Origin of the sequence: Cellulosimicrobium sp. 22598, from assembly GCF_052044445.1 — a bacterium.
In the GTDB taxonomy this organism is placed as follows: Bacteria; Actinomycetota; Actinomycetes; order Actinomycetales; family Cellulomonadaceae; genus Cellulosimicrobium; species Cellulosimicrobium cellulans_G.
The window spans coordinates 276,601-303,257 of the sequence record NZ_JBQEMZ010000002.1; the positions used below are offsets into that span (position 1 = coordinate 276,601).

Annotated in this window: 25 protein-coding genes; 9 read left to right on the forward strand and 16 right to left on the reverse strand. The window is 74.6% G+C overall.

Translation table 11 applies throughout. The annotated features are described in order from the left end of the window. Positions 1-5: 5 nt before the first annotated feature. Together ACTJIY_RS03710 and ACTJIY_RS03715 are read right to left on the reverse strand one after the other, a co-directional pair. Positions 6-1,646 (reverse strand): APC family permease, encoded by a 1,641-nt coding sequence (locus ACTJIY_RS03710; protein ID WP_440673298.1) that lies wholly within the window; start codon positions 1,644-1,646, stop codon positions 6-8. A gap of 28 nt (positions 1,647-1,674) precedes the next feature. Then, positions 1,675-3,081: a glutamate decarboxylase gene (locus ACTJIY_RS03715; RefSeq protein ID WP_440673297.1), complete on the reverse strand. Its 1,407-nt coding sequence runs from the start codon at positions 3,079-3,081 to the stop codon at positions 1,675-1,677. 176 nt (positions 3,082-3,257) lie between these two features. On the opposite strand from ACTJIY_RS03715, the gene ACTJIY_RS03720 reads away from it, so the two are divergent. Both ACTJIY_RS03720 and ACTJIY_RS03725 read left to right on the forward strand, forming a co-directional pair. Continuing rightward, entirely contained in the window at positions 3,258-3,875 is a 618-nt protein-coding gene (locus ACTJIY_RS03720; RefSeq protein ID WP_440673296.1) for a TetR/AcrR family transcriptional regulator, read from the forward strand. Positions 3,876-4,000: 125 nt separating this feature from the next. After that, positions 4,001-4,765 carry a glucose 1-dehydrogenase gene (locus tag ACTJIY_RS03725; RefSeq protein WP_440673295.1) on the forward strand — a complete coding sequence of 255 codons (765 nt, stop codon included), beginning with the start codon at positions 4,001-4,003 and terminating at the stop codon, positions 4,763-4,765. A 33-nt stretch (positions 4,766-4,798) separates the two neighbouring features. Here ACTJIY_RS03725 and ACTJIY_RS03730 read toward each other — a convergent pair whose 3' ends face one another. Then, entirely contained in the window at positions 4,799-5,173 is a 375-nt protein-coding gene (locus ACTJIY_RS03730) for a TraR/DksA family transcriptional regulator (protein WP_440673294.1), read from the reverse strand. Positions 5,174-5,361: 188 nt separating this feature from the next. Here ACTJIY_RS03730 and ACTJIY_RS03735 point away from each other — a divergent pair, with 188 nt between their 5' ends. The 3 genes from ACTJIY_RS03735 (at position 5,362) to ACTJIY_RS03745 (ending at position 7,505) form a co-directional block, all read left to right on the forward strand. Then, positions 5,362-6,291 (forward strand): NADP-dependent oxidoreductase, encoded by a 930-nt coding sequence (locus tag ACTJIY_RS03735; RefSeq protein ID WP_440673293.1) that lies wholly within the window; start codon positions 5,362-5,364, stop codon positions 6,289-6,291. A gap of 135 nt (positions 6,292-6,426) precedes the next feature. Next, a complete protein-coding gene (locus tag ACTJIY_RS03740) occupies positions 6,427-6,888 on the forward strand; it encodes a hypothetical protein (protein ID WP_439158011.1) in 462 nt (153 codons plus the stop codon). 134 nt (positions 6,889-7,022) lie between these two features. Continuing rightward, on the forward strand, positions 7,023-7,505 hold the full coding sequence (locus ACTJIY_RS03745; RefSeq protein WP_440673292.1) for an SRPBCC family protein: 483 nt from the start codon (positions 7,023-7,025) through the stop codon (positions 7,503-7,505). A 13-nt stretch (positions 7,506-7,518) separates the two neighbouring features. On the opposite strand, the gene ACTJIY_RS03750 is transcribed toward ACTJIY_RS03745, so the two are convergent. Continuing rightward, positions 7,519-8,112 carry a VanZ family protein gene (locus ACTJIY_RS03750; protein ID WP_440673291.1) on the reverse strand — a complete coding sequence of 198 codons (594 nt, stop codon included), beginning with the start codon at positions 8,110-8,112 and terminating at the stop codon, positions 7,519-7,521. A 182-nt stretch (positions 8,113-8,294) separates the two neighbouring features. On the opposite strand from ACTJIY_RS03750, the gene ACTJIY_RS03755 reads away from it, so the two are divergent. The 3 genes from ACTJIY_RS03755 to ACTJIY_RS03765 all read left to right on the forward strand — a co-directional run bounded on the left by ACTJIY_RS03755 (position 8,295) and on the right by ACTJIY_RS03765 (position 10,774). Then, the gene (locus tag ACTJIY_RS03755; RefSeq protein WP_440673290.1) at positions 8,295-9,644 is read left to right on the forward strand and encodes a sensor histidine kinase; all 1,350 of its coding nucleotides are present in this window, start codon (positions 8,295-8,297) and stop codon (positions 9,642-9,644) included. Then, complete coding sequence (locus tag ACTJIY_RS03760; RefSeq protein ID WP_253051912.1) at positions 9,641-10,306, forward strand: response regulator; 666 nt, start codon at positions 9,641-9,643, stop codon at positions 10,304-10,306. The genes ACTJIY_RS03755 and ACTJIY_RS03760 overlap by 4 nt, the downstream gene beginning before the upstream one ends. 183 nt (positions 10,307-10,489) lie before the next feature. Beyond that, positions 10,490-10,774: an SHOCT domain-containing protein gene (locus ACTJIY_RS03765; RefSeq protein WP_440673289.1), complete on the forward strand. Its 285-nt coding sequence runs from the start codon at positions 10,490-10,492 to the stop codon at positions 10,772-10,774. A gap of 74 nt (positions 10,775-10,848) precedes the next feature. Here the strand turns inward: ACTJIY_RS03765 and ACTJIY_RS03770 are convergent, their stop codons facing one another. The 11 genes from ACTJIY_RS03770 to ACTJIY_RS03820 all read right to left on the reverse strand — a co-directional run bounded on the left by ACTJIY_RS03770 (position 10,849) and on the right by ACTJIY_RS03820 (position 23,916). Beyond that, positions 10,849-12,336: a dicarboxylate/amino acid:cation symporter gene (locus ACTJIY_RS03770; RefSeq protein ID WP_440673401.1), complete on the reverse strand. Its 1,488-nt coding sequence runs from the start codon at positions 12,334-12,336 to the stop codon at positions 10,849-10,851. Between the two features lie 279 nt (positions 12,337-12,615). After that, entirely contained in the window at positions 12,616-12,768 is a 153-nt protein-coding gene (locus ACTJIY_RS03775; protein WP_353707135.1) for a putative leader peptide, read from the reverse strand. 130 nt (positions 12,769-12,898) lie between these two features. Beyond that, the gene (locus ACTJIY_RS03780) at positions 12,899-14,890 is read right to left on the reverse strand and encodes a penicillin-binding transpeptidase domain-containing protein (protein ID WP_440673288.1); all 1,992 of its coding nucleotides are present in this window, start codon (positions 14,888-14,890) and stop codon (positions 12,899-12,901) included. 141 nt (positions 14,891-15,031) lie between these two features. Continuing rightward, positions 15,032-15,706, reverse strand: coding sequence for a hypothetical protein (locus ACTJIY_RS03785; RefSeq protein ID WP_440673287.1), 675 nt, complete (start codon positions 15,704-15,706; stop codon positions 15,032-15,034). Beyond that, positions 15,703-17,202: a WXG100 family type VII secretion target gene (locus tag ACTJIY_RS03790; RefSeq protein WP_440673286.1), complete on the reverse strand. Its 1,500-nt coding sequence runs from the start codon at positions 17,200-17,202 to the stop codon at positions 15,703-15,705. The genes ACTJIY_RS03785 and ACTJIY_RS03790 overlap by 4 nt, the downstream gene beginning before the upstream one ends. Positions 17,203-17,378: 176 nt before the next feature. Next, positions 17,379-17,669: a DUF1905 domain-containing protein gene (locus ACTJIY_RS03795; protein ID WP_253051902.1), complete on the reverse strand. Its 291-nt coding sequence runs from the start codon at positions 17,667-17,669 to the stop codon at positions 17,379-17,381. Between the two features lie 121 nt (positions 17,670-17,790). Further along, positions 17,791-19,017, reverse strand: a complete 1,227-nt coding sequence (locus ACTJIY_RS03800; protein ID WP_440673285.1) for a MalY/PatB family protein — start codon at positions 19,015-19,017, stop codon at positions 17,791-17,793. A 95-nt stretch (positions 19,018-19,112) separates the two neighbouring features. Further along, a complete protein-coding gene (locus tag ACTJIY_RS03805; RefSeq protein ID WP_440673284.1) occupies positions 19,113-19,946 on the reverse strand; it encodes a hypothetical protein in 834 nt (277 codons plus the stop codon). Next, complete coding sequence (locus tag ACTJIY_RS03810) at positions 19,943-21,784, reverse strand: bifunctional lysylphosphatidylglycerol flippase/synthetase MprF (protein ID WP_440673283.1); 1,842 nt, start codon at positions 21,782-21,784, stop codon at positions 19,943-19,945. The genes ACTJIY_RS03805 and ACTJIY_RS03810 overlap by 4 nt, the downstream gene beginning before the upstream one ends. A 128-nt stretch (positions 21,785-21,912) precedes the next feature. Then, on the reverse strand, positions 21,913-22,647 hold the full coding sequence (locus tag ACTJIY_RS03815; RefSeq protein WP_440673282.1) for a DedA family protein: 735 nt from the start codon (positions 22,645-22,647) through the stop codon (positions 21,913-21,915). A 105-nt stretch (positions 22,648-22,752) separates the two neighbouring features. Next, on the reverse strand, positions 22,753-23,916 hold the full coding sequence (locus tag ACTJIY_RS03820; protein WP_440673281.1) for a serine hydrolase domain-containing protein: 1,164 nt from the start codon (positions 23,914-23,916) through the stop codon (positions 22,753-22,755). Positions 23,917-24,015: 99 nt separating this feature from the next. Here ACTJIY_RS03820 and ACTJIY_RS03825 point away from each other — a divergent pair, with 99 nt between their 5' ends. After that, the gene (locus ACTJIY_RS03825) at positions 24,016-25,035 is read left to right on the forward strand and encodes an LLM class flavin-dependent oxidoreductase (protein ID WP_440673280.1); all 1,020 of its coding nucleotides are present in this window, start codon (positions 24,016-24,018) and stop codon (positions 25,033-25,035) included. Here the strand turns inward: ACTJIY_RS03825 and ACTJIY_RS03830 are convergent. Continuing rightward, a complete protein-coding gene (locus ACTJIY_RS03830; RefSeq protein WP_440673279.1) occupies positions 25,029-26,657 on the reverse strand; it encodes a polyamine aminopropyltransferase in 1,629 nt (542 codons plus the stop codon). The two genes, ACTJIY_RS03825 and ACTJIY_RS03830, sit on opposite strands and share 7 nt — an antisense overlap.

The window sequence follows — 26,657 nt, forward strand, 5'->3', positions numbered from 1 at the left end:
CTCCGTCACGTGGGCTCCGCCGGCCCTCGGGTGGGCGCGCCGGCAGTGGAAGGGCTCTCCGGCGGGTTGACCAGGACGTCGTCGGCGGTCTCTCGCTCGGCGGCGGTCCGGCGGTCCCACGAGTCGCGCCGCAGGGCGTAGAAGAGGAGCGGCGGTCCGCCGAGCACCACGACCACCCCGGCGACGACGAGCGGGTACGCGGTCGCGGAGAGGCCGCTGAAGCCCGAGGGCCGCACGAACGCGAGGACGAACGCCGCGGCGCACGCGACGAGGCCGACGCCCGCCACGAGCCGCATCGCGGGGGTCCGGTACGTCCGGACCACGTCCGGCTTCGTGCGCCGCAGACGGATCGCCGCCGCGAACATGAGCATGTACATGACCAGGTAGAGCGCCGCCGACATGTCGACGAGCGCGATGAACGCCGTGTTGCCGTTGGGGACGAGCACGAAGAGCAGCGCGAGCAGCGTCACGATGCCGCCCTGCACGGCGAGGATCCCGACCTGGACGCCCGCCTTGTTGCGTCGCTGCAGCGCGGGCGGGAGGAGCCCGGTCCGTGCGGCCGCGAGGAGGCCGCGCGACGGCCCGGCGATCCAGGTGACGACGGACGCGAACGCGCCGAGCGCGATGAGGAGCGAGATCACCGGGGTGCCCCAGCTCATGCCCCAGTGGTCGAAGAACGCCTTGAAGGCGAGGTTGATGCCGTCGGTCACGCCGAGCGCGGACTTCGGGACGGCTACGGAGATCGCGAGGGTCGGGAGGATGAAGACGCCGAGGATGAGCACGGTCGCGATGGCGATCGACCGCGGGAAGCCGCGCCCGGGTTTGCGCAGGTCGTTCGCGTGCACGGCGTTGACCTCCATCCCGGCGTACGCGAGGACGTTCGAGACGATGAGCACGATCGACGCGATGCCGGTCCACGGCGGCACCACCGCCGACGGCTCGAGCGTCGTCTCGGACCGTTCACCGGTCCCGAGCCAGACCGCGCCGAGGACGATGAGCAGGACGGCGGGCAGGATGGTGCCGAAGATGCCGCTCCAGGAGCCGACCTGCGCGAAGAGGTTGCCGCCGGCGAGGGTGATGAGCGTCGATCCCCAGTACAGGACGAGGATCACGACGGCCGTGTAGAGGCCGTTCCGGGTGAGGTCGGGGTCGCCGACGACGAACGACAGGCTCGCCGCGATGAACGCGATCTGCGTGGGGTACCAGACGACGTTCTGGATCCACTGCAGCCAGATCGCGACGAACCCCGCGCGCTCGCCGAAGGCCTCGCGCACCCAGGTGAAGACGCCGCCCTTCCAGCCGGTCGCGAGCTCGGCCGCGACGAGCGCCGTCGGCACGAGGAAGAGGATGGCGGGGACGACGAAGAGCGTCACCGAGCCGAGCCCGTACGACGCCATCGCGGGGAGCGACCGCAGCGACGCGACCACCACCACCGTGAGCATCGCGAGCTGCACGACCGACATGAACGCGGTCGCCGTGGCGGCGGGCGCCCCGATCGCGGGCCCCGCGTGACCCGGCGGCTTCCGCGCGCCGGGCGTCCCGTACGGGTGCGGGCGGACGTGCGCGGCCGACGGCGCGTGCGTGCCGTCGGCCCGGACGTGCGGTCCCGAGCCCCCGGGCGGATCCTGTGCTGCCCCCTGTGCCATGGTCCGTTCCCTCCTGCTCGCCGGCCCCTCAGTGGTGGAAGCCCGAGCGCTGGCCCTCGGTCGGCATGGGGCTCGTGAGGGCGTCGAGAGTGGCGACCTCCTCGCGCAGGTCCGCGAGGAACGCCGAGGCGAGGTCGTGGCTGAAGCCGTTGCGCACGACGACGCGCTGGACGGTGACGTCGGTGAGGTCGTCCGGCATGGGGTAGGCGGGGACGAGCCAGCCCTTGGTCCGCAGCCGCTCCGAGAGGTGGTACAGGTTCCAGTTCTCGGTGTGACCCGCTCTGAGGCGCCAGGCGAACACGGGGATGTCCGAGCCGTCGTTCCACAGCTCGAACGCGGGCATCTTCGCGATCTCCCCGGAGAGGTAGAGGGCGACGTCGCGCGACGTCCGCTGCACCGCCTCGTACCCGGTGCGTCCCAGGCGCAGGAACAGGTAGTACTGCAGCAGCACCTGCGCACCGGGTCGCGAGAAGTTGAGGGCGAAGGTCGGCATGTCCCCACCGAGGTAGCTCACCCGGAACACGAGGTCCTCGGGCAGGGACTCGGTGTCGCGCCAGACGACCCACCCGAGCCCGGGATACACGAGGCCGTACTTGTGCCCCGACGTGTTGATCGACGCGACCCGGGCGACGCGGAAGTCCCACACGAGCTCGGGCTGGACGAACGGGGCGACCATCGCGCCCGAGGCACCGTCGACGTGGATCGGCACGTCGAGGCCGCTGGACTCCTGGATCCGGTCGAGAGCCGCCGCGATCTCCGTGACCGGCTCGTACATGCCCGTGTAGGTCACGCCCATGATCGCGACGACCCCGATGGTGTTCTCGTCCACGTACTTCTCGAGGTCGTGGCCGTCGAGGACCTTGTGCTCCTCGGAGATCGGGACGTAGCGCGCCTCGACCTCGAAGTAGTTGCAGAACTTCTCCCAGCAGACCTGGACCGCGCTGGACAGCACGAGGTTGGGCCGGTCCACCGGCTTGCCCGCGGCACGGCGCGCGTGCTGCCAGCGGCGCTTGAGGGCGAGGCCGCCGAGCATGCACGCCTCGGACGAGCCGATCGTCGAGGTGCCGATGGTGTGCTCCGGGTCCGGCGCGTGCCACAGGTCGGCGAGCATGGTCCAGCAGCGCGTCTCCACCGCGGCGGTCTGCGGGTACTCGTCCTTGTCGATCATGTTCTTGTCCGCGGCCTCGAGGTAGAGCCGCGCGGCGCGCTCGTCCATCCACGTCCCGACGAACGTCGCGAGGTTGAGCCGCGCGTTGCCGTCGAGCATGGCCTCGTCGTGCACGATCTGGTACGCGGTCTCCTGGAGCGACTCGTCGTCCGGGAAGCGGAACTTGGGCAGCGTCGTCGCCTCCCCGGGCCTGGCGAAGACCGGGTTGAGCTCGACGACGTCGGGCTCTCCGTGGTGCCTCTCGGCACGGCGCGTGTTGGTGACCATGTCCGTCCGCCCCCTCGGGTGTGGCGGCCGCGGACCTGCGGCCGCTCTCCCGACGGTACGACCGTCGCCTGCGGGTCGCCTCCCGACCGGACGGGCCTAAGCGACACCTGTTGCCTAAGTCGTTGCCTCGGCGTATCGTCGATGACGACGGACGACGCGATCGGAGGTGGTGGACCGTGGACAAGCGCAGCGCGCGGACCGCCGCCCTCCTGCGGGACGCGATCCTCGACCTCGCCGCGGAGCGGGACGTCGCCGACCTCACCGTCTCGGCCGTCGCCGCCCGCGCGGGCATCAACCGCGTGACGTTCTACGACCACGCCCCGAGCCCCGCGGACCTCCTCGTCCGCGTGCTGGCCGCCGAGCTCGACACGATCCGCGACCGGTTCTTCGAGGACGTCCGGGTGGCCGAGACGGCGGACGACGTCCCCGCCCGGTCGCGCGACGTCGTCGACCACTGGAGCCACGCGCTCGTCGAGCACGTCGAGGCGCACCGGCCCGTCTACGAGCGAGCGCTCGAGGGCGGGCTCAGCGCCCCGCTGTTCCGGCTGCTCGCGGGCCACGTCACCGAGACGCTCGTGGAGCACCTCGGCGCCCATCCCGGGCTCCTGCCCACGGGCGCCGGCACCGACGCGGAGGTCGCGACGACGGCTCGTGCCTTCGCCACGTACGTCGGCTTCGGCACGGTCGGCGCCCTCGAGGTCTGGCTCGCCACTCCTCCACCCCGCGACCCGGGGTTCTTCCCCCGGGTCGCCCGAGACGCCCTGCCCGCCTGGTGGACCACGCCGTCGACCTGACGAGCCGTCCCCTCCGCCGGTCGACCGTGCCGCCGGCGGGCAGGTGCACACCACACCGCGCGACGACGCCGGACCCGCTCACGAGGCGGGCCGACACCGTCGCGCCCTCAGAAAGGAGCCCCACCATGGGCAGCACTCCCGGAAGGGTCCAGGACAAGGTCGCGATCATCACCGGCGGCACCGGCGGCATGGGCGTCACGCACGCCCGCGCCCTCGTCGCCGAGGGCGCGAAGGTCGTGATCGCCGACCTCGACGACGAGAAGGGCGAGACGCTCGCCGCCGAGCTCGGCCCGGACGCGCGCTACGTCCACCTCGACGTCACGAGCGAGGACGACTGGGCCGCGGCCGTCACCGCGACGATCTCGGCGTTCGGTCGCGTGGACGTGCTCGTCAACAACGCGGGCATCGCGAACGGCGGCCCGATCACCGAGTTCGACACCGCGGCGTGGCGCACGATCATCGACGTCAACCTCACGGGCACGTTCCTCGGGATCCGTGCGGTCTCGCCCGTCATGGCGAAGGCCGGCGCAGGGTCGATCATCAACGTCTCGTCCGTCGAGGGCATGCGCGGCAGCGCCGGGCTGCACGGCTACGTCGCGTCGAAGTTCGGCGTCCGCGGGCTCACCAAGTCGGTCGCGCTCGACCTCGGCCCGTACGGCGTCCGCGTCAACTCGGTGCACCCCGGGTTCATCTCGACGCCCATGACGGCCTCGCTCAACCCCGACGACCTGCTCATCCCCCTCGGCAGGCCGGCCGCGCCCGAGGAGGTCTCCCGGCTGATCCTCTTCCTCGCGAGCGACGAGTCGTCCTACTCCACGGGGTCGGAGTTCGTCGTGGACGGCGGCCTCATCGCGGGCGTGCCCTCGAAGAAGGGCCACGGCCAGCTCTGACCGGTCACGCGGGCCGGTTCAGGCGGTCAGGGTTCAGCGGGCCGCGCACGCGACGCAGGTCCTCGCCGTCGGGCGCGCCTCCAGGCGCCCGGCGGCGATCTGCTGCCCGCACGCCTCGCACACGCCGTAGGAGCCCGCGTCGAGCCGGGCCAGGGCGGCGTCGGCCTCCTCCACCCGCGCCGCCGCGTCGCGCGCGAGCGCGTCCACCTGGGCGCGCTCGAACGCGATGGTCGCGCCGTCCGGGTCGTGCTCGTCGTCCGCGTTCGAGTCGCGCGACGCCTCGACGATCCCCGCGACCTCGGCGCGCAGCGCGCGGAGCCGTGCCGCGGCGTCGGCCCGCACGGCGAGCAGGCGCACGCGCGCGGCGTCGTCCCGGGCGGGCGCTCGGCGGTCTCGTGGTGTCGTCATCTCGTCCCCTCAACGTCGCGGAGGGGGTGAAACCGTCCCGGACGGGGAGTCCTGCCCGTGGTGGGCGCATGACAGCGGCGGTCGACGGGTGGAAGAGTGGAACCGCCGGGCTCCCCCCGGGCCCGCCGCGCGGTCTCGCCCCCGCGGCGCGCGACCGACGTCCGACGGCGAGACCACAGGGGGTCTGCATGAGCACGGTCGTCGTCTTCGAGTCCTTCGGCGGGCCGGAGACGTTGCGGGTCGACGACGAGCACGTCGGCGAGCCCGGGCCCGGCCAGGTACGCGTCGCGAACCGCGTCGTCGGGGTCAACCCCGCGGACCTCAAGCGGCTCGCCGGCGCGTTCGGGGGCCGCGTGCCCGGCGTGCTCGGGTTCGAGGCCGCCGGCGTGGTCGACGCCGTGGGGCCCGACGTGCCCGACCTCGCTCCCGGCGACGAGGTCGTCTGGCACGGGACCGGCGCGCAGCGCGAGCTCTCGCTCGTCCGCGCCGACCACGTGCGCCGCAAGCCCGCGTCCGTCCCCGTCGAGCAGGCGGCCGTGCTGCCCGTCGCGGCCGCGACCGCGTTCTCCGCGCTCGTCCAGGCCGACGTCGGCGAGGGCGACGTGGTCCTGGTGCACGGCGCGAGCGGGGGCGTCGGATCGGCGGCGGTGCAGATCGCGACCGCGCTCGGCGCGCGCGTCGTCGGGACGGCGTCGCCCGCGAACCACGACTACCTGCGCGGTCTCGGCGCGACCCCGGTCGCGTACGGGCCCGGTCTCGTCGACGCGGTGCGGGCGCTGCCGGACGGCTTGGACGCCGTGAGCGTCGTCGTCGACCTCGTCGGCACCGCGGACGCGCTCGCCGCGACCGTCGCGCTGCTGGGCGAGGACCTGGCGCCCGCCACCCCGGACGACCCGCCGAGCGCGGTGACGATCGTCGGGTCCGACGCGTCGCGCGCCGCGGGCGTCGTGGACAAGGTCGACGCGAAGGGCGCGCTCGACGAGGTCCTCGCGCTCGCGGAGGACGGGCGGCTCCGGGCGGAGGTCTCGGCACGGTTCCCCCTCGCGGAGGCGGCGGCGGCGCTGCGGCTCGTCGCCGACGGGCACGTCCGCGGCAAGGTCGTCCTCGACGTCCCGTGACCGGGACCTCGGTCCCGGACGGTTGTGACGCTGGGCACAAGGTTGCCCCGGGAACCGCAGGATTCCGCCGTTCCTGAGCGTGCGGCCCGCGAATCTTCTTGCGCCCCGCGTGCGCGAGAGTGTGAAATCGTTAGCATGCGTAAGTTTCTTGCCGCTACCGCGGCGCTCTCCTGTGCCCTCCTGCTGGCGTCCTGCGCCTCGCCGACCGACCCGGCGAGCGACGACACCGCGACCCCCGAGACCACGACCACGACCGAGGCGGCCCCCGAGGTCACGCCGGCCGTCGTGTCCGTGACCACGACGTGCAACATGTTCTACGGCGGCGAGTACTCCGCCGAGCGCCTCGTCACCGAGACGACGCCGCTGCTCGAGACGCCCGAGGACGAGGCCGCCGCCGCCGCGATCTACACCACGCGCGAGCGCCTCATCGCGGTCCAGAACTTCGCGGACCCCGACCTCCAGGAGAACCTCAACGGGATCAAGGCCCCGTTCGAGGCCGCCGTGCAGGAGGCCACGATCGACACGTCGTCGCTCCAGGAGTCTCTCGACGCCTTCCGCGCGCAGTGCACGGAGGCCGGGTACGCGTTCGCGTCCTGACCCTCGCACACCCCCGCGCCGCGGTCCGGGCGGCCCGTCCCTCACCGGGGCGGGCCGTCCGCGCGTCCGGACCCGGACGCGGCGCGGCCCCCGAGCGCGGGGCGTGACGGCGGCGCCCGTGGGAGCATCCGACCATGCCCGTGGTCGAGTCCTCCCTCGTGGTCCCCGTCGACCCCGCGACGGCGTTCGCCGTCTCCCAGACGACCGGTGACGTCCGCCTCCGCTGGGACCCGTTCGTCCGGCGACAGCACTTCCTCGACGGCGCCACGGCGCCCGCGAAGGGCGGGCGCACCTTCACCCGGCACCGCAGCGGGCTGTCCATGGTGAGCGAGTACGTCTCCTACAACCCGCCGACGAACGTCGGGATGCGCATGGTCCGCGGGTCCTGGTTCTTCGAGAACCTCGCGGGCGGGTGGCGGTTCGCGCCCGACCCGTCCGGCGGCACGCGCGCCACCTGGCGCTACTCCTTCCGGTGCCGCCCCCGCTGGCTCGCCCCGCTCGCCGAACGCGTCGGCTCGTGGGTGCTCGGGCGCGACATCGACCGGCGCATCGCCGGGTTCGCGCGCGGCTGCGCCGACCCCGTCGTGCTCGCCGCGGTGCGCGAGCCGACCGGCTAGACGGACGGCGGCGCTACAGCCGGAACCGGACGCCCGTCACCCCGAGCCAGGTGAAGAACCCCGCCGCCAGCGCGACCAGAACGACGACGAGGGCGACGAGGACGCGGCGCCGGGCGTGGTCGCCGAGCACGCGCAGGCCGAGCCAGGCGAGGCCCATGCCCACGAGCCCGCCGGCCGTGTTGGTGAGGACGTCGGTGACGTCGCTGGCCCCGATGCCGGCGACGTACTGGACGACCTCGAAGACGACGGACACCCCGACGACGAGGAGGAGCATCCTGGCGAAGCGCCGCTGCCGGGCCGCCAGGAGGACGAGCACGCCGAGCGGGACGAACACGAGGACGTTGACGGCCAGCTCTCGGGAGCCGAGGCCGCCGCTGGCCGTGCCGCCCATCGGGACCAGGTTGACCGACCGGCGACCGACGAGGTCGCCGAGGTCGCCGGTGTGGATCTTGAGCAGCACGACCCACACGAGCACCAGGACGTAGAGCCCGAGGACGACGCGCTCCGCGGTCCGGGCCGGGCGCGCCGGTGCTGGCCCGCCGCTGTCGGCCGCGCGGTCCTCGTCCTCGACGAGCCCGGGGTCCGCGTGCGGATCGTGCGCTGCCATGGGTCGCAGGCTACCGGCGCTCAGAGCGCGAAGCAGGATCGCCCTCACCGGCGGGGCTTCGGGTGTGACACCTCGGACAGGATCGCCGGGGGTGCAGGTTCGCCCGCACGGCACCCCGGGACGACGGCGCCCGGCACCCCGGTCGGACGCGGTCCGGCCGAGCGCGGCGTAGCGTGCGACGCATGGGCCCGCTCGACCGTCGCCGCCCCCGGGCGTTCCTCGCCGTGGTGCTCGCGGTGCTCTCGGTCGCCGGGTCGGTGGGTGCGACGCACGGGCAGCCGGGCGCGCGCCCGCTCGACCTCGCCGCCGTCGCCCTCCTCCTCGTCTCCCCGCTCGCTCTCGTGCTCCTCGTGCCGCGTCCGGTCGCCGCGGTCGCGGTGTCGGTCGCGGCCGCCGGGGTCTTCCTCGTCGCCGGGTACGCGTGGGGTCCGGTTCTCGCGGGGCCCGTCGGCGTGCTGGTCGGGGTGCTCCTCAGCGGCCCCGCGGAGCGCGCGCGGCGCGTGGCGTGGGGCGGGGCCGTGCTGCTCGCAGGGGCCGTCGTCGCGGCGGCGGCCCTCCGCCCCGACGCCCCGCCGCGGGCGACGCTCCTCGGCGGGGCGGCGTGGACCGTCGTCGTGCTGCTCGTCGCGGGCTCGATCCGCGACCGGTCGGCCCGGATCGCCGCCGCACGGCAGGCCGAGCAGGTCGCGCGGGTCGAGCGGGAGCGCACGGCCGTCGCGGACGAGCGGCTGCGCATCGCGCGCGAGGTCCACGACGTGCTCGCGCACTCGCTCTCCGCGATCACCGTGCAGGCGGGCGTCGGGCTGCACCTGCTGGACCGCGACCCCGACCGGGCCCGCAGCGCGCTGACGGCGATCCGCACCACCAGCACGGAGGCCCTCGACGAGGTCCGTGCGGTGCTCGGCGTCGTCCGGGGGGAGCCGCGCGCGGAGGCGGCCGCGGCGCACGACCTGGTCGCAGCCGACGCCCCGCTCGCCCCGACGTGGGACCTCGCCGCGCTCCCCCGGCTCGTGCAGCGGGCGGAGGGAGGCGGGCTCGCGGTCGCCCTCGCCGTGGATCCCACCACCGCCGGGCTGCCCGACCGGCTCGCCGGGGTCGTCTACCGCGTGGTGCAGGAGGCCCTGACCAACGTGCGGCGGCACGCGCACGGCGCGACGCACGTCGACGTCCGCGTCGTCGTCGATGCGAGTGACGGGTCCGGGTCCGACCGGAGCGACACCCGGGCGGACGGGGACGGCACCTCGCGCCGCGTGACGGTGACCGTCACCGACGACGGCGCGGGCGCACCCTCCGACGCCGAGCCGGGCTACGGCCTGCGGGGCATGCGCGAGCGCGTGGAGAGCGTCGGCGGGTCGCTCGCGGCGGGGTCGGTGCCCGGTCCGACACCGGGGCTGGGGTCGGAGCGGGAGGAAGGTACCGCTGGACGCGGCTTCCGGGTGCGGGCAGTCTTTCCCTGGCCGGGCACCACGCCCCGGTCGGGCAGCACCGGGCGGTCCGACGAGGGACCCCCGCGGCACGAGGAGGCACCATGATCGACGTCGTGCTGGCCGACGACCAGGCGCTCGTGCGCGGTGGCTTCCGTGCGCTCATCGACTCCGAGGACGACATGCGTGTCGTCGCCGAGGCCGCGACCGGGGACGACGCCGTCCGGCTCGCGCTGGAGCACCTGCCCGACGTCGTGCTCATGGACATCCGGATGCCCGGCCTCGACGGGCTCGAGGCGACCCGGCGGATCGTCGCCGACCGTGCGGCGTCGCACGTGCACGTCGTGGTGGTCACCACGTTCGAGCTCGACGAGTACGTGACGGACGCGATCCGCGGCGGCGCGAGCGGGTTCCTCGTCAAGGACACCGAGCCCGTCGACCTCGTCCGGGCGGTGCGGGTCGCGGCGCGCGGCGACGCCCTGCTCTCGCCCACGGTGACCCGACGCCTGCTCTCCCGCGTCGCGGACGCGACGCGGACCGTCGGGCCGGTCCCCGGTGTCGAGGAGCTCACGCCGCGCGAGCGCGAGGTGCTCGTCGAGGTCGCGGGCGGGCTCTCGAACGACGAGATCGCGGGCACGCTCTACCTGTCGGAGTCGACCGTGAAGACGCACGTGTCGCGCGTCATGGCCAAGGTAGGGGCGCGCGACCGCGCGCAGCTCGTCGTCGCGGCCTACGAGTCCGGGCTCGTCCGGCCCGGCTGGGTGGGCTGACCGCCGGGGGCGAGGAGCCGCCCGGACCGGCACCACGGGACGAGCGAGGTCGGCACGCACGGGGGACGACGCGGCGTCGGGCACCGGGAAGCCTGGAGGTGCGGCCGGATCACGGCCGCCCCCGCCGCCCGGCGGGGCGCACCGACACCGGAGGTCGTCATGCTCACCGCACTCATTGGGGCCGTGGTCCCCACGGAGGCCGTCGCGTCCGTGGCGCACGCCGGCTGGGGACCCGGACCGTGGTGGTTCGTCTTCCCGCTGCTGTGGTTCCTGCTGTTCGCGTCCGTGATCTTCCTGGTCGCCCGCCGCGCACGCCGCGGCTGGGGCCCGGGCGGCCCGAACGGCTGGCGCGCCACCGGCCCGGACCCCGTCGCGATCCTCGGCGAGCGCTACGCGCGCGGCGAGATCGACGAGCAGGAGTACCGCTCTCGCCTCGCGGTCCTGCGCGAGGGTCGCCCCCAGCCCTGACGCCGAGAACGACATGGGTGCCGTTATCCCGTGGATAACGGCACCCATGTCGTGTTCGACGGCGCGTGGGCGCGTCAGGCGGAGGCGCCTGCCGGCTCCTTGGTGGCCGACGGCGTGGCCTCCTCGGTCTCGGTCGTCGCCGAGGTCTCGGTGGCGGTCGTCTCGGTGGCGGTCGTCTCGGACGCGTCGTCCTCGTCCACGAAGAGGTCCTCCGCGCTGGCGGACTCGTACTTCTCGAGGTCGAGGATGCCCTCGCGCTTGGCGACGATCGTCGGGACGAGCGCCTGGCCCGCGACGTTGACCGCGGTGCGGCCCATGTCGAGGATCGGGTCGATCGCCAGCAGCAGGCCGACGCCCGCGAGCGGCAGACCGACGGTCGAGAGCGTGAGGGTCAGCATGACGATCGCGCCGGTGAGGCCCGCGGTCGCGGCGGAGCCGACGACGGAGACGAACGCGATGAGCAGGTAGTCGGTGATCGACAGGTCGATGCCGAAGATCTGCGCGACGAAGATCGCCGAGATGGCCGGGTAGATCGAGGCGCAACCGTCCATCTTGGTGGTCGCGGCCAGCGGCACCGCGAACGACGCGTACTCGCTCGGCACGCCGAGGTTGCGCTCGGTGACGCGCTGCGTCACGGGCAGCGTGCCGATCGAGGAGCGCGAGACGAACGCGAGCTGGATCGCGGGCCATGCGCCCCGGAAGTAGCTCGAGATCTTCAGGCCGTTGGTGCGCAGCAGGATCGGGTAGACGACGAACAGCACGACCGCGAGGCCGACGTAGATCGCGACGGCGAACCACGCGAGCGACGCGAGCGACGTCCAGCCGTAGGCCGCGATGGCGTAGCCGATGAGGCCGGCGGTGCCGATCGGCGCGAGGCGGATGATCCACCACAGCACCTTCTGCACGATCGCGAGCGCGGAGCGGTTGAACGCGAGGAACGGGTCCGCCTTCTTGCCCGACTTGAGCGCGGCGATGCCGATCACCAGCGCGACGACGAGGATCTGCAGGACGTTGAAGTTCACCGAGGTCTCGGCGGCACCCGTGAGCGCGCCGTCGTCCCCCGTCGTCAGGCGGGTCGACGCCCCGAGGCCCAGGACGTTGCCCGGGATGAGGCCGGTGAGGAAGTCGAGCCACGTGCCGGTGCGCCCGGCCTCGTAGGCGTCGTCGACGGACACCGAGGCGTTCTGGCCCGGGTTGAACAGCAGGCCCAGGCCGATGCCGACGGCCACGGAGATCGCCGCGGTGATGGCGAACCACAGGAGCGTCTGGCCGGCGAGGCGCGCCGCGTTGGTGACGGTGCGCAGGTTCGCGATCGACGCGACGATCGCGGTGAAGATGAGCGGCGGGACGATGGCCTTGAGCAGCGTGACGAACGAGGAGCCGACGGTGTCGAGCGTCGTGGTCAGGCCGTTGGGAACCTCGCCGGCCGCGTCCTGCGGGCCCATGGCGAGGGCGAGGGCACCGAGGCCGACGCCGACCGCGAGGCCCAGCAGGATCTGGACGCTGAACGAGGGGAACCGGCGCTTCTTCGTCGCGGGTGCGGCGGCCGGGGCCTGGCTCACCTGCTGCGAGCCGGCCTTCGAGGAGGCCGGTGAGGGGGTCGAGGACACAGGGGACCTTTCGGGTGTCGCGGGCGCACGAGCGCCCGCTCTCGGGAGAGGGGCTCGGGACGTCGTCGCGGGGCGCCGGCAGCAGCACGGCCCGGGCAGGGCATCAGGCCGGACGGCGTGAGGTCCTGACGGTGCGGGGCGCGCCACGCACGTCAGCGGCTCGGGTCGCGAGGCGACCCGGGGTCCTGACGGGTGTGCGGAGGCGGAGAGGCGTCAGCGGCGACGGGGGGGTCAGCGACACAGCGCGCTGGCGACTCGACGGAGGTCGACGTCGCGGCGCTGGGTGAGCTGCCAGGCAGGCACGCTGACGAACACGAAGGTTCTCCCGGAACGGTGGGTTCTCGCTGGAAAGCGGGCAGACGGACGCCCGCGGCAACCGATCATACCCGCTGGTGCACAACGACCCGACCGGGGACCCTATTCCCCACCTCCGCGAGATAGCGATCCCCCGCCGAGAGAGCGACGCCCGGCACCGTTCTTCCAGGGTCCGGGCCGGGCGTCGCTACTCGCGAGGTCAGGCGTTGGGCGCGTCGAGGAACGCGTGCATCAGCGGGCCCGCGGTGACGGCGCCGCCGTCGCCCGTCTCGACGAACACGGCCACCGCGAGGTCCCCCTGGGTCGCGATCATCCAGGCGTGGGACTGGCTGCCGTCGCCGTACTGCGCGGTGCCGGTCTTGGCGCCGGGCTCCCCCGGCAGGTCCTGGAGGATCGACGCCGACCCCTCGGTGACGACGGCGCGCATGAGGTCCCGCAGCGTCGCCGCCTCCTCCTCGGTGAGGGTGCTCGCGGGCTGCTCGTCGGCGACGGTCTGCACGTCCGGGTGGACCAGCACGGGCGCCACCGTGTGCCCGGCGGCGACGCTCGCCGCGACGGTCGCCATCGCCAGCGGGGAGGCCTGGACCTTGCCCTGCCCGATCATCGACGCGGCGTGCTCGGTGCCCTGCGAGTCGGTCGGGACGTCGCCGAAGAACGCGGGGGCGCCCAGGTCGGACTCGACGCCCAGCCCGAGCGACGCGGCGGCGTCGTGCAGCGCCTGCTGCGTCACCGTGTCCCGCTGCCCGATCATCGCGGTGTTGCACGAGTTGGCGAAGGCGGTGCGCAGCGGCACGTCGCCGAGCGCCGCCGTCGGGTAGCCCGGGACGTTCTGGAACTCGCGGCCGTCCACGGAGATCGTGGGCGGGCACGCGACGGTCGTGTCGGGCGTGAGCCCCGCGCGCAGCATCGCGAGCGTCGTCGCGACCTTGAAGGTCGAGCCGGGCGCGTACTGGCCGGTCGTCGCGGTCGAGAGGCCCTCGCCCGCCGTCGAGCTCGCCGCGGCCAGCACGGCTCCGGTGGAGGGCTGGATCGCGACGATCGCGCTCGGCCCCTGCCCCGCCAGCACCGCCTCGGCGGCGACCTGCATGTCCGGCCGGAGGGTCGTGCTGAGGGGGACGCCGTCCACCGGGTCCACCGAGAAGACCTCGGTCACCTCGCCGTCGGCGTCGCCCTCGCCCGGCACGACCTCGATCGACAGGCCCGGGACGCCCCGGAGCTGCTCGTCGTACTGGCGCTGGAGGCCGGAGAGACCGACCTGGTCGCCGGCGGCGATCGCCCCCTCGGACTCCTCGACGATCTCCGCCGTCGCGTCCCCCACGCGCCCGAGGATGGGGCGCGCGAACTCGCGCGTCGGCGCGAGCGGGAGCTCGTCGTCGAGCACGCGGACGCCGTCGACCCCGCGCGCCGCGTCGACGTCGACCCCCGCCGTGTCCTCGGTGCGGACCGTGATCGCCTCGACGAACGCCTTCTCCCCCGCCCCGGCGACGCGCTGCGCGTACTCCTCGGGGTCGAGCCCGACGATCGCGGCGAGCTCGCGCGCGGCGCGGTCCCACGCTCCCGAGGCGACGAGGGTCTTGTCGACGCCGATCCGGTAGACCGGCCGGTCCTGGACGATCGGGACGTCGTCCGCGCCGAGGATGCCCGCACGCACGGCGGGCACGCGCTTCACCGCGAGCCGGTCGCCCTGGCCGAGCTCGGGGACGAGCACGTCCGGCTCCCACACGACGTCCCACGCCCCGGGTCCGTCCTCGCCGTCGGCCGCCTCCGCGAACGTCAGCTCCGCCGTCGTCGTGTACTCCCAGGCCTGCTCCCCGGCGACCTCCCAGCGGTAGGCGAGCGTCGCCGTCGCACGGTCGCCCGCGTCGTCGCCCTCCTCCACGACGTCCACCGTCGAGACCTCGACCGTGCGCTCGTACGGCGCGAGCGGCTCGAGCACCGCCTCGAGGTGGGCCTGGACGTCCTTCGCGGCGCCGTTGCGGAACTCCAGACCGCTCACGTCGCCCGCCTGGATCGCCTGCGCGAGCGCGTCCGCCGCGTCCTGCGCCTCCGGCCGGTCGGGCGTGCACGCGGCGAGCGGGAGGGCCAGGACGGGCGCGAGCACCGCGGCGCTCGCCCAGCGCACGGCCCGGTGCCGGACGCGCGGCCGGCCCTGCGTGATCGTCCGGCCGTGGTCGTGCGCGACGCTGCTCACTCGCTGCTCCCCTGCTCCGTGCCGTTCGGGACGGGAGGGACGCTACCTCACGCCCCGGACGTCCCGGGCGCTCGGGACGAACCGGCCCGGTTCGTCCCCCGGTTCTTCACGCCGGGCACGCGGAGGAGGCCGGCCGAGCCGTCAGTCCGGGGTGACCGGGCTGATCGCGTACCAGAGCCGGATGCTCTCGTCGCCGCCCGGCCCGGGCTCGTGGCTGATCTGCACGGACGTGACGACGTCGCCGTTCGAGCCGTTGATGCCCGTGCGCTCGCGCGTCCCGCCCGTGCGCGACGCGTCGAGCGACGCCGGGAGCTCGTCGAGCCAGCGGTCCACCTGCGACCGGGGGAAGCCGAGGACCTCGGCGTCGGCGACGAGCTGGTCGTGGACCGCCTGGCCGCCGGACAGGGTGCGGAACACGTTGATCGCGCTCACGTACCCCCGTCGGGGCTGGATCGTCAGCTCCTCGGCCGTCGTGGACCACGTCCCGTCCGGGAGGGTCAGCTCGACCTGCGCCGCGCCGTCGGGCACCCGCACGACGGCCTGCGACTCGCCCAGCCCCACGGACTCCGCGGTGATCGGCCTGCTCACGTCCCAGCGCATGGGCTCGCCCCTCTCGATGTCCTCGATCGTCGTCCCGGCCTCGTCGCCCGACGCCGTCCCTCCGGTCGCCGCGCTCGTCCCGCCCGGGCTCGCGGTCGCGTCGTCCGGACCGCCGAACGTCACGGTGCACGCCGTCAGGACGAGCGAGCCGGCGAGCACGACGACCGCGGCCCGAGCCGCCGTCCGCCGCCGCCCGGCCAGGCCGAGCCGGCTCACTGGTCCACGTCCACGTCCCACTCGGTCAGTCTGTCAAGGATGCGGCCGATGCGTGCGGGGTTCGTGAGCCGGTAGTCGTCGATCCGGTCGGAGACGTCGGTGCCGATGATCTGCGCCGCCTGGTCCGGGTGCTGGGTGACGAGCTGCTGGTAGGCGGGCAGCGTGTCGTTCGCGATGTACTCCCAGCGCGTCGCCTGGTCGGCGATGTTGCCGCCCGGGAGCGGGGTCTCCACCGTCACGGTCCCCTGCACGGGGTTGTCGAACGAGATGCCCGTGAACGGGATGCCGATGTTCTCCGGGCCGGGCGTCTCGACGCTCACCGTGAAGGGGTCGTACTGCGCGTACGTGCCCGCGCCCGGGATCGACGGCTCGCCGACGAGCGTCATGAGGTACGTGAACGCCTCGCCCGTGACGGGGTGGCCGCGCATGGTCTGCCAGTCGTCGGCGATGATCTGGTTCTGCTCGCGCCACAGCAGCGCGGTGTTGCCGTCCGCGAGCGCCTGCGCGTCACCCGCCCGTCCGGCCTCGATGTCCGCCCACGCCTGGTACGCGGCGTCGTCGATGACGCCGGCCTCGAGCAGCCGCTCCATCTCCTCCATGCCGCCGTTCAGGTACGCCTCGTGCATGACGGCCTGGTCGACGAAGATCTCGCGTTGCATCGACAGGAACTGGTTCTCGTAGAACCCGAGCTCGGCGTCGGTCATGGTCGCGATCGCCTCGAGGGCCGCGCGGTCCACGCCGGGCGGGAGGGCCCGCGCACCGGTCGCGACGTCCTGCGCGAGCTGCCGCATCATGTCGAGGTCGAAGAACCCGGCGGCGAACGACGGCCCGATCATCGCCGCCATGCCGGCCCACTGCATCCACGGCTGGTCGAGGTAGAGCTCGCCGTAGTACGTGTAGACGCCCTCGATGATCTCGCGGTTCGCGGACGCCCCGGCCGACGGGTCCCAGTCGGCGAAGTCGAAGCCCGCCTCGGCCGCGGCGACGCGCGTCCAGTGCGCGACGACGAGGTCCGAGAAGCCGGGCGAGTCCGGGTCGACGCCGAGCCGCACGAGCTGCGCGTAGAGCGCGGCGACCTGGGCGTCGGTCGCGTTCGCGAGCCAGTCCGCGCGCTCGCTCGCGTCCATCGCGGCGTACTCGGCGGGGGTGGGCGTGGGGACGCTCTGCCGGGGGCCGCCGGGTCCCGACGTGGGGCCGCCGCCGGGGCCGCCCAGGGTGCCGCCGCCGTCGCTGCTCGCGGACTCCTGCTGGTCGGCGTCGGCGGCGAGCTGGTCGGCCGCGGTGTCGAGGAGGGTCGCGGCGGCGGCGAGCGAGGGTCCGAGGCTCGCGGCCCAGTCGCCGCGGAACTCCGCGGCGTCGGGGCCCTCCCAGCGGGTCGCGGCGTCGACGACGGACGTCACCTGCGCCCGGTGGGCGCGCAGCGCGTCCGCACCCCCGCGCAGGGTCGACGCGAGCGCGCGCAGCGCCCGGACGTCGGCGCCCCACAAGCCGCTCATGCCGTCTCCTCCCCGCACCTGCGCGTGTCCCCTCACGCGCACGTGTCGACAGCCTCGTCTCGACAGTCGCACGCCGACGCTACGCGGCGCGCACGTCCGCCGCGATGGGGAGCGCTGCCCATCCCGCCCGACGCGACAGGCGTCGTCGCGCGGGACGGGTCGCGGGCCCGCGGACCTCAGCTCAGACGTCGCTCGAGGCGCACGGTGACGGTGTCGCCCACGTCCTTGCCGAGGCGCTTGCGCACGGCCGCGTTGAGCGACAGCATCAGACCGCCCGCGCCGGTCGGCATCAGCCCGACGTTCCGCAGGGGGACGTCGTCGACGGTCGCGTCGACCCGCACCGACCGCAGGGACCCGAAGATCTCGCGCGCCTCCGGCACCTCGACGCAGGGCCAGGTGTCGCCCTTGACGTCGACGCCGACGGGCGCGGTGAACGTGCGGTCGAGGGGGACGGGATCGAACGGCATGATGCCTCCGGGGGTCGGGGTGCTGGTCGGGCTGTCGGTCGAGGTGATGACCGTGCGCGCGGCGCGAAGTCGTCGGTCGCCGGGGCGCCGGGGCGGCCGGGGCGGCCGGGGCGGCCGGGGGTCAGGATCGCCTGAGGGAGGCGCCCATGCGCTCCACGGCCTCGGAGAGCACGTCGACGCCGGTCGCGAGGTTGAGGCGCACGTGGCCCTCGCCCCCGGGGCCGAACCGGCGCCCGTCCTCCAGCGCGACGCGCGCCCGGGCGAGGAACCAGGCGCGCGGGTCCCGCGCCGGTGCCGGGACGCCGTCGGAGGAGGGGACGCCGTCGACCCCCCGACAGTCGAGCCACGCGAGGTAGGTCGCCTCGCCCGGCCGATACCGGACCCCGGGCAGGTGCTCCGCGAGAAGGTCGGCGAGGAGCCACGCGTTGCGCTCGACGCCCGCGAGCACGTCGTCGAGCCACGCCTCCCCGTGGTCGAGCGCGGCCACGTGCGCGAGCACCGACACGTGCTGCACGCCGTGGCTCGCCTCCTCGGGGATCCGGCGCAGGTCGTCGGCGGCGTCCGGTCCGGCGACGGCCGCCGCCGCCTTGATCCCCGGCAGGTTCCAGGCCTTGGACGCGGAGACGATCGCGACGGCCCGCTCGGAGCCCGGGACGGCGAGGAGCGGGGTGTGGGTCGTCGCCGGGCGGCCGTCGAGGCCCGGGCGGGTGAGCGGCGCGTGGATCTCGTCCGCGACGACGCGCACCCCGTACCGGGCGGCGAGCGCGAGCCCCGCCTCCAGCTCCGCGGGGGTGTGGATCGTCCCGGTGGGATTCTGCGGGTTGCACACGAGCCAGACGGCGCGACGCCCGCTCCCGGGGCCGCGCCCGTTCGCGGCGACGCCCGTCGCGTCGGCGAACGCGCGCTCGAGCGCGCCGAGGTCGAGCCGCCCGTCGGTGCCCAGCGGCGCATCGACCACCCGCCGCCCCTCGTTCGCGGTGAACCCGTAGAACGGCGGGTAGACGGGTGGGTTCACGACGACCGCGTCGCCCGGTGCCGTGAGCACGCGCAGCACCTCGACGATCGCGAGCATGACGTCGGGCAGGGTGCGCGACGTCGACGCGTCGAACGACCAGCCCCACCGGCGCTCCGCGAACCGCGCGTACGCCTCGCCGTAGGCGGTGCCGACGTCGTACCCGGTGTCGCCCGCGCGCAGGGCCGCGGTGACGGCGTCGACCACGGCCTCGCACGGCGCGACGTCCATCTCCGCGACGAACAGCGGCAGCACGTCGGGGTCGAACGCGCGCCACTTCACCGACGTCCGACGGCGCAGCTCGTCGAGCGTGAGGACGTCCAGGGGTGTGCGCATCGTTCTCCTCCCTCGGTGCCGAACCCGGGACGTCTCCTCAGGAAGCCGTGCGCGTGGGGAGCGACCCCGGGCTCGGCGGGTCGATTCGGCCCACCCTAGGTCGTGTCCGGGGCCGCGGGCGTCGGGACCGGTTCCTCCGCCGCGGCGTTCGCCGGGCTCATCGCGAGGACGACGCAGCCGCCCACCGCGGCGAGCGTCGCGAGCCCTGCGGGCACGGCCCAGCCCGACCGCACGACGTCGCCCAGCACCGCGAGCCCCACGATCCCGGGCACGAGCACCTCGAGGACGGACACCGTCGCGGCGACGGTGCCGACGGCGCCGCGCTCGAGCGCGCGCAGGTACGCGAGCGCGCCCGCGACGCCGCCGAGGACGATCGCGATCGCCAGCGGCTGGAACACCGTGTCGAGCAGGTCGCCGGACGCGTGGGCCCCGCGCGCGGCCACCGCCGCCACCGAGTACCCGAGGCCGCCGAGCACGGCGAGGAGCACGGGGTGCCCGCGCCGGTACGCGGCGGCCGTGCCCACCGCGACGGCGGCCCCGGCGACGTTCACCCACGTCACGAAGCCCGCCGGCGGGTGCGTCGCGGGCTGCTCCCCCGCCGCGAGCGCGAGCACGACGAGGCCCAGCACGACGACGCCCATCGCCACGAGGTCCGTGCGGCGCAGCGTCGCGCCGAGCACGAGCCGCGCGAGCAGCACGACGACGACCAGCGACGCCGCGACGACGGCCTGCACGACGAACAGCGGCAGGTGGTCGAGGGCGAGGAGCGAGAGGAGCCACGCGACGCCGTCGACCACGAGCCCGCCGATGACGAGCGGCTGCGCCACGACCGCGAGGCCGTGCGCCCGGCGCGTCGCGACCGCCTGCATGATGGTGCTCACCGCGTACAGGACGCTGGCGGCGACGGCGGCGAGGAGCGACAGGATCACGAGGTCTCGTCCTCGGCCGCGGTGTCGGGTCGGGACGGCGCGACGCCCGGAGCGGGCTCCGCCGGCGCGGTGCCCACCCCACGCAGGAACCGGCCGATCACGGGGATCTCCGTGACCCCCTCCGCGCCGGCCATGACGAGCGCCTGCGCGGCGGCCTGCTCCGCCGAGTCGAGGACGACGTAGCGGCGCGTCCAGCCGGGGTCGAACTTGTCGTTGAACGTCGCGAGCGTCTCCACCTGCGTGCCCTCGGAGAACCGCTTGACGACGGGCCGCACGAGCTGGTCGAGCCGCGAGTCGCGCTCGCCCTCCATGAGCTCGCGCAGGACGGCGAAGTTGAGGCCCAGACCGCGCTGACCCCGCGCGACGAGCTCCGCGATCGTCGCGACGATCGTCGCGTCGACGAGGCCGTTCGGCAGGTCGGGGACGTCGAGGCGGCGCCGCATGACGTCGAGCGACCAGCCGTCGATGTCGCTCGCGGGCACCCACTGGCAGAACGCGTCCACGCGCCCCTCGGCGGACCGGGTGACGGAGAGCATGAGCCCGGTGTCGTGCGGGTCGAACAGGCGCGAGAGCGTCATGGAGAACCCCCGCTCGTCCTCGCCGCGCCGCGACTCGTCGCTCATCGCGGCGATCTCGTCGCGCAGCGCGGGGTCGAGGGTCGTGGGGTCGTGGAAGGTCGTCGTGTAGCCGGCGCGTGCGACGCGGTTCACGGCCTGGCGCAGCGACTTGTGGGCCTTGCCCTCGAGCGTGAACGACGGGCAGTCGACGGTCGCCTCGTCGCCGAGGTAGGCCGGGAGCAGGCCCGACGCCTCGTAGACGGGCAGCCACGGCTCCCCCGCCGCGACGACCGCGACCTTCCAGCCGTTGCGCGCGACGTGGTCGAGGAACTCGGCCCAGACGAGCTCGCGCTCGGCCGGCGGGCAGACCGGGTCGGGCGAGACGAGGCACACGCCGTTGCGCACCGAGTGGGCCACGACCCCGTGGCCGACGAAGAACCAGTCCTTGTCGTCGCGCAGGGCGAAGTAGTCGAGCGTGCCGCCCCCGTGCGCCGCCACGACGGCGCGCGCCTTCTCCCGCTCGGCGAGGTGCTCCGCGGGCGTCGCGGGCCTGGGCGACCGCGGCGAGAGCAGCCACCAGAGCACGAGCACCACGAGCACGAGGTTCAGCACCGTCGCGACGGCGGCGATCCCGCGGGCCGCGCTCTCGAGCTCGGCGTCGCCCGCGTCGCGCGCCGCGAGCACCACGGCGACCGCGACCACGACGAGGACGAGCGCGACGCCGATCGCGACGAGGAGCAGCACCGCCCGGCGCACCGCGCGCCGCGTGGGCAGGACGGGGAACGCGCGCCACTGCGTGAGCAGCCACCCGACGGCGAGCAGCACGACGACCGCGGGCAGCGCGTGCCGGTGGTGCACCAGGTGCGCGACCGCCGTCAGGCCCAGCACCGCGCACGTGACGACCCACGAGAGCCGGTGGCCGTTGCGCAGGCCTCGCGCCGTGAGGAGCAGCACGACGGCGGCGAGCAGGATGCTCGACGCGCGGCTGCTCGCCTCGACGCCCGGCAGGAAGTCCTGGAAGACGGTCAGCCGCTCCCAGAGCCGCCGCGCGACGAGGCCCGCGAGCGAGAGCACCGCGAGCACCACGACGACGGTCGCGGCGACCCGGCGCACGCGGACCCGGTGCCGCTGGGCCGCGAGCGGGGAGTGCCGCCCCGTCGCGACGAGCGCCCCGTCGGCGCCGACGGCCTGCGCGGCTCGCGACGCGCCGGACGACGCGCTCGGTGACGGGCTCGCTGACGGGCTCGGCGACGCGCTCGGTCGGTGGGTCTCGTCGGGCACGCTCCGATCATCCGCCAGGCCCGTCCCGACCGCGCGGGCGGGCGGCCACGGGGCGCGGCCGCGATACGAGCGCGGGGACACCCGGCGTCGGAACGCTCCGAGTCCGGACCGTCAGGCGTCGGGAGCGGTCAGGCCTCGTCCCGGGCGGGCGACGACGACCGCGCGCCGCGCGCGTGGGCGGGGCGCTCGTCGTCGTTCACCCAGCGCCAGACGCGCGTCACGACGAACCACACGACCGCGGCCGCGACGACCACGATCACGATCTTCTGGAGCACGCCGGCGTACTCCTCCACGACGTGCCACTGCTCGCCGAGCGCGTACCCGGCGTAGACGAAGATCGTGTTCCACACGAGGCTGCCCGCCGCGGACAGGCCGAGGAACTTCCACAGCGGCATGCGCTCGACCCCGGCCGGGATCGAGATGAGGCTGCGGAAGATCGGGATGAAGCGACCGAAGAAGACGGTCGCGCCGCCGTGCTTGAGGAAGAACTGCTCGGTGCGGTCGACGTCCGTGACCTTGACGAGCGGCAGGCGCTCCGCGACCCAGCGCGTGCGCTCGCGCCCGACGAGCGCCCCGACGAGGTAGAGCGCCAGCGCACCGACGACCGACCCGGCCGTCGTCCACACGATCGCCTCCACGAGCCCGAAGCTGCCCTGGCTCGCGGTGAAGCCGGCGAGCGGCAGGATGATCTCGCTCGGCAGGGGCGGGAACAGGTTCTCGAGCGCGATCGCGATCGCCGCGCCGACGGGCCCCAGCGTCTCCATGAGGTTCACGGCCCAGCCGGCGACGCCGTCGAGCGCGGGCTCCGCCGTCGACGCGGCGGGCAGGGCGGCCGAGAGGGCGGTCGAGAGTCCGGAGGGCATGGTCCCCGAGCCTAGGCGAGCGTCGGGACCCCGCTGGGCCGATGCGGGCGAGACCGTGTGGAGGTCTCGTGCGAAGCCGCCCGGACGGACCCTGCCCGGCCCGCGTCAGCCGCGCACCAGCGCGTCGATCCTCCGGACCGGGTCCCCGGCGCCCGCCTCGCCGTTGGAGACGACGACGACCGTCACGCCCGGCGCTCCGGCCGGCGGGAGACCGTCCGGGACGGATCCGCCCGCGTCCGGGTAGTGACGCAGCATCGCGCTCGACCCGGTGTTGATCCCCTCCTTGTACGCGGAGCGCACGGACCCGTCGGCGAGCAGCTCGAACTCGAGCCCGAACCCGTAGTGCACGCTCGCCGCGCGCTCGACGCCCTCGGCGTCCTTGTCGTCCGTCTCGTCCGTGTCGCCGTCGTCGTGCTTGACCTGCGGCGTGAGGAACGCGCGCGTGAGGTCGGGCGGCAGGAGCTCGCCGCCGCGGACCGCCGCCCAGAACCGGGCGAGGTCGCGCGCGGTGACGTGCGCGCCGCCGTCGGGCGAGCCGACGGGCGGGTAGGAGTAGATGTTCTGCCGCCAGCCGGTGACGGGCCCCTCGTCGTCCGGACCCTCGCGGACGGGCTCCCAGCCCTCCGCGACGTCGGGTTCGGCCTCGTCCATGCGGAAGAACCCGGAGCGGTCCATGCCGGCGCGCGCGAGGACGTGCTCGCGGACGTACTCGCGGTAGGTCGTCCCGGTGACCTTCTCCAGCGCGAGCCCCGCGAGGACGAACCCGACGTTGCAGTACCGGCACCCCTCCCCCGGCGGGAAGTTCGGCTCCTTGTGGACGAAGCCGGGCAGGAAGTCGGCCGTGCGCGTCACGGAGTAGTTCGGCCGGTCGACCCACAGCGCCTCGTACGACTCGCCCGCCTCCTCGTCGGCGTCGTCGGCGATGCCCGAGGTGTGCGTGAGCAGGTGCCGGAGCGTCACCTCGCGCGGGATCGTCGTGCCCGCGAGGTCGACGTGGTCGTGGATGCGGTCGTCGAGCCCGAGCCGCCCTTCCCCGACCTGCTGGAGCACCGCGACGGCGGTGAACAGCTTGGTCACGGACGCGACGTCGAACCGCGTGCTCGTGCGGACCGGGACGCCCCAGCGGCGGGAGGCGACGCCGTACGCGCGCTCGAAGAGCACGTCGCCGTCGCGCTCGATCCGCACGACGCCGGAGAACGCGTCGGCGTCGGCCGCCGCCCGCAGGTGGGTGTCGAGGGCGGCCAGGGCGTCGTCGTCGAGCACGGTCATGCCTCGACCGTAGGCGGGCTGCACCCGGGGCGGCCAGGTCTTTGCGGTCGCCGGTGGCGGGCGCAGCCCCTGGGAGCGCTGTCAGGGTACGGTCGCGGCATGGCGACCTCGACGACGACTCCTGCGCTCGGCGTGATCCTGCCGCGCGAGCTGCCCGCCGACCAGATCGTGCCGTTCGCGCGCCGCGCCGAGGAGGTGGGTCTCGACGAGGTGTGGGTCGTCGAGGACCTCACGTTCCACGGCGGGATCGCGCAGGCGGCGACCGTCCTGGCGACGACGCAGCGCCTCACCGTGGGCATCGGGATCCTCCCCGCCGCGACGCGCGCGCCGTCGACCGCCGCGATGGAGGCCGCGACGCTCGCCGCCCTGCACCCGGGCCGCCTGCACCTGGGGATCGGGCACGGCATGCCCGCGTGGATGCAGCAGATCGGCGTCTGGCCCGCGAGCCCGCTCGCGATGCTCGAGGAGACGACGTCGGCCGTGCGCGCGCTCCTGCACGGCGAGCGCGTCACGGTCTCGGGCCGGTACGTGACGGTCGACGACGTCGCGCTGCACGCCCCGCCCGCCTCGCCGCCGCCCGTGCTCGCCGGGGTGCGCGGCCCGCGCTCCCTCGAGGTCTCCGGCCGCGTCGCCGACGGGACGATCCTCGACATGCCCGTGACGCCCGAGTACCTGGCCGTCGCGCGCGCCGCGATCGACGCCGGGCGGGCGAGCGCGGGCGACGCGGCCCCGCCCGAGCACCGCGTCGTCGCGTTCTCGCTCGGCGCGGTGCACGACGACGTCGCGACCGCCCGCGCGATCGTCCGGCCGAGCCTCGCCGTCCTGGGCGAGGCGGACTGGTCGGCGCAGATCGACCCGCTGCCGTTCGCCGACGACTTCCGCGCCCTGCGCGCCGCGAGCGACACCCCCGAGGCCTTCGCCGCCGCGATGCCGGACGCGTGGGTCGACGCGCTCGCCGTCGTCGGTCCGCCCGACGCCTTCCGCGCCCGGCTCGCCGAGCTCGGCGCGGGCGGGGTGTCGAGCGTCGTGCTCGTCGCGACGAGCCCGGACCCGGCCCGCCCGGACGACCCCTTCGCGGCGCTCGACGCGCTGGAGGCAGTGGCGCACGCGGCTCAGTAGCGCCAGGCGCGCATGTCCTCCTGGTACGTGCGCTGCACGGTCGGGGACAGCAGGGTCGACGACGGCAGGTCGCGCGGCGGGTTGTCGGCGGGCAGGCGCGTGGTCGCGGCGAGCGACGCCGCGTCGTGGAACCGCAGGCCCTCGGGGAGCGGCGTGCGCGCGAAGAGGCCGGGGACGTCGTCGGGCTCCCCGCCTGCTACCCGGCCCCCGGGGAGGGAGAGCGCGAAGCCCCACTCGCCGAACGACGGGACGTTGATCGTGAGCGGCACGACCGCCCGGTCGGGCGCCGCGGCGCGGACGGTGGACACGACCTGCCAGAACGCGTCCGGCGTGAAGTAGGTGGACGTCGCCTGGGTCGCGAACGCGCCGCCGTGGCGCAGGTGCGCGGCGACCATGCCGTAGAACTCCTGCGAGTACAGCTTGGCGACGCGTTCGGTGGACGGGTCCACGAGGTCGACGAGCACGACGTCGAACGCCTGCGGGGAGTCCTCGACCCAGCGGAAGGCGTCGGCGTTGACGACCGTGACGCGCGGGTCGTCGAGCGCGTGCTCGTTGAGGTCGGTGAGGAGCCGGTTCTCGCGCGCGAGGTCGGTGACCGCGGGGTCGAGGTCGACGAGGGTGACCTCCTGCACCGAGTCGTACCGCAGCACCTCACGTGCGAGGAGTCCGTCGCCGCCGCCGAGGATCGCGACGGACGCGGGCGCGGCCACGGACGTCATCGCCGCGTGCGCGAGGGTCTCGTGGTACCGGGCCTCGTCGACGGAGGAGAACTGGAGCTGGTTGTCCAGGTAGAGGCGCGTGTCGCCGCGGTACTCGGTGACGACGACCTGCTGGTACGCGCTGCGCTCCTGCGCCACGACGGGGTCCTGGTACATGCCCGCGCTGATGCGCGTCTCGAGCCACGTGGACGCGGCGAACCCGGCGAGGAGGACGGCGAGCGTCACGCCGGCGAGGACGGTCCAGCGCGGCGGGTGGCCCATGCGCGCGAGCATGAAGGCCGCGACCGCGACGTTGAGCACGGCGACGGCGAACGCGGTGCGGACGAGCCCGAGGTACGGCAGCAGGAGGAACGGGAACAGCAGCGACGCCGCGAGCGCCCCGAAGTAGTCGAGCGCGAGCACCTTCGACAGGAGCGAGACGGACCCCTCGCTCCCCCGCTCCTTGAGCACCGCGACGAGCAGCGGGATCTCGACGCCGATCGCCGTGCCGATCGCGAGCGACAGGATCACGAACACGACCCACGCGAGCTCGGTCGACGCGTACGCCCAGAACAGCGCGAGCACCGACGTGCCGCCGAGGAGCGAGAGCACGAGCTCGTTGCGGACGAAGCTCAGGCCCGCGGCGCGCTGCAGCCGGGGCGCGAGGAGCGAGCCGAGGCCCATGCCGAACAGCGTGAGCCCGGTCGCGACGGAGAACGCGACGACGGAGTCGCCGAACAGGTACGACGCCGCCGTCCCGAGGATGAGCTCGTAGACGAGGCCGCCGACGGCGACGAGCAGCGCGGCGGCGAACACCGTCGGTCGGTCCATGCGGCGCGCGCGCCCGGCGCGGCCTGCCGCGGGGGCGACGCCGTCCTCGGGGGCCGCGGGCGCGCCGGGCGGGAGCTGTTCCTGGTCGAGCAC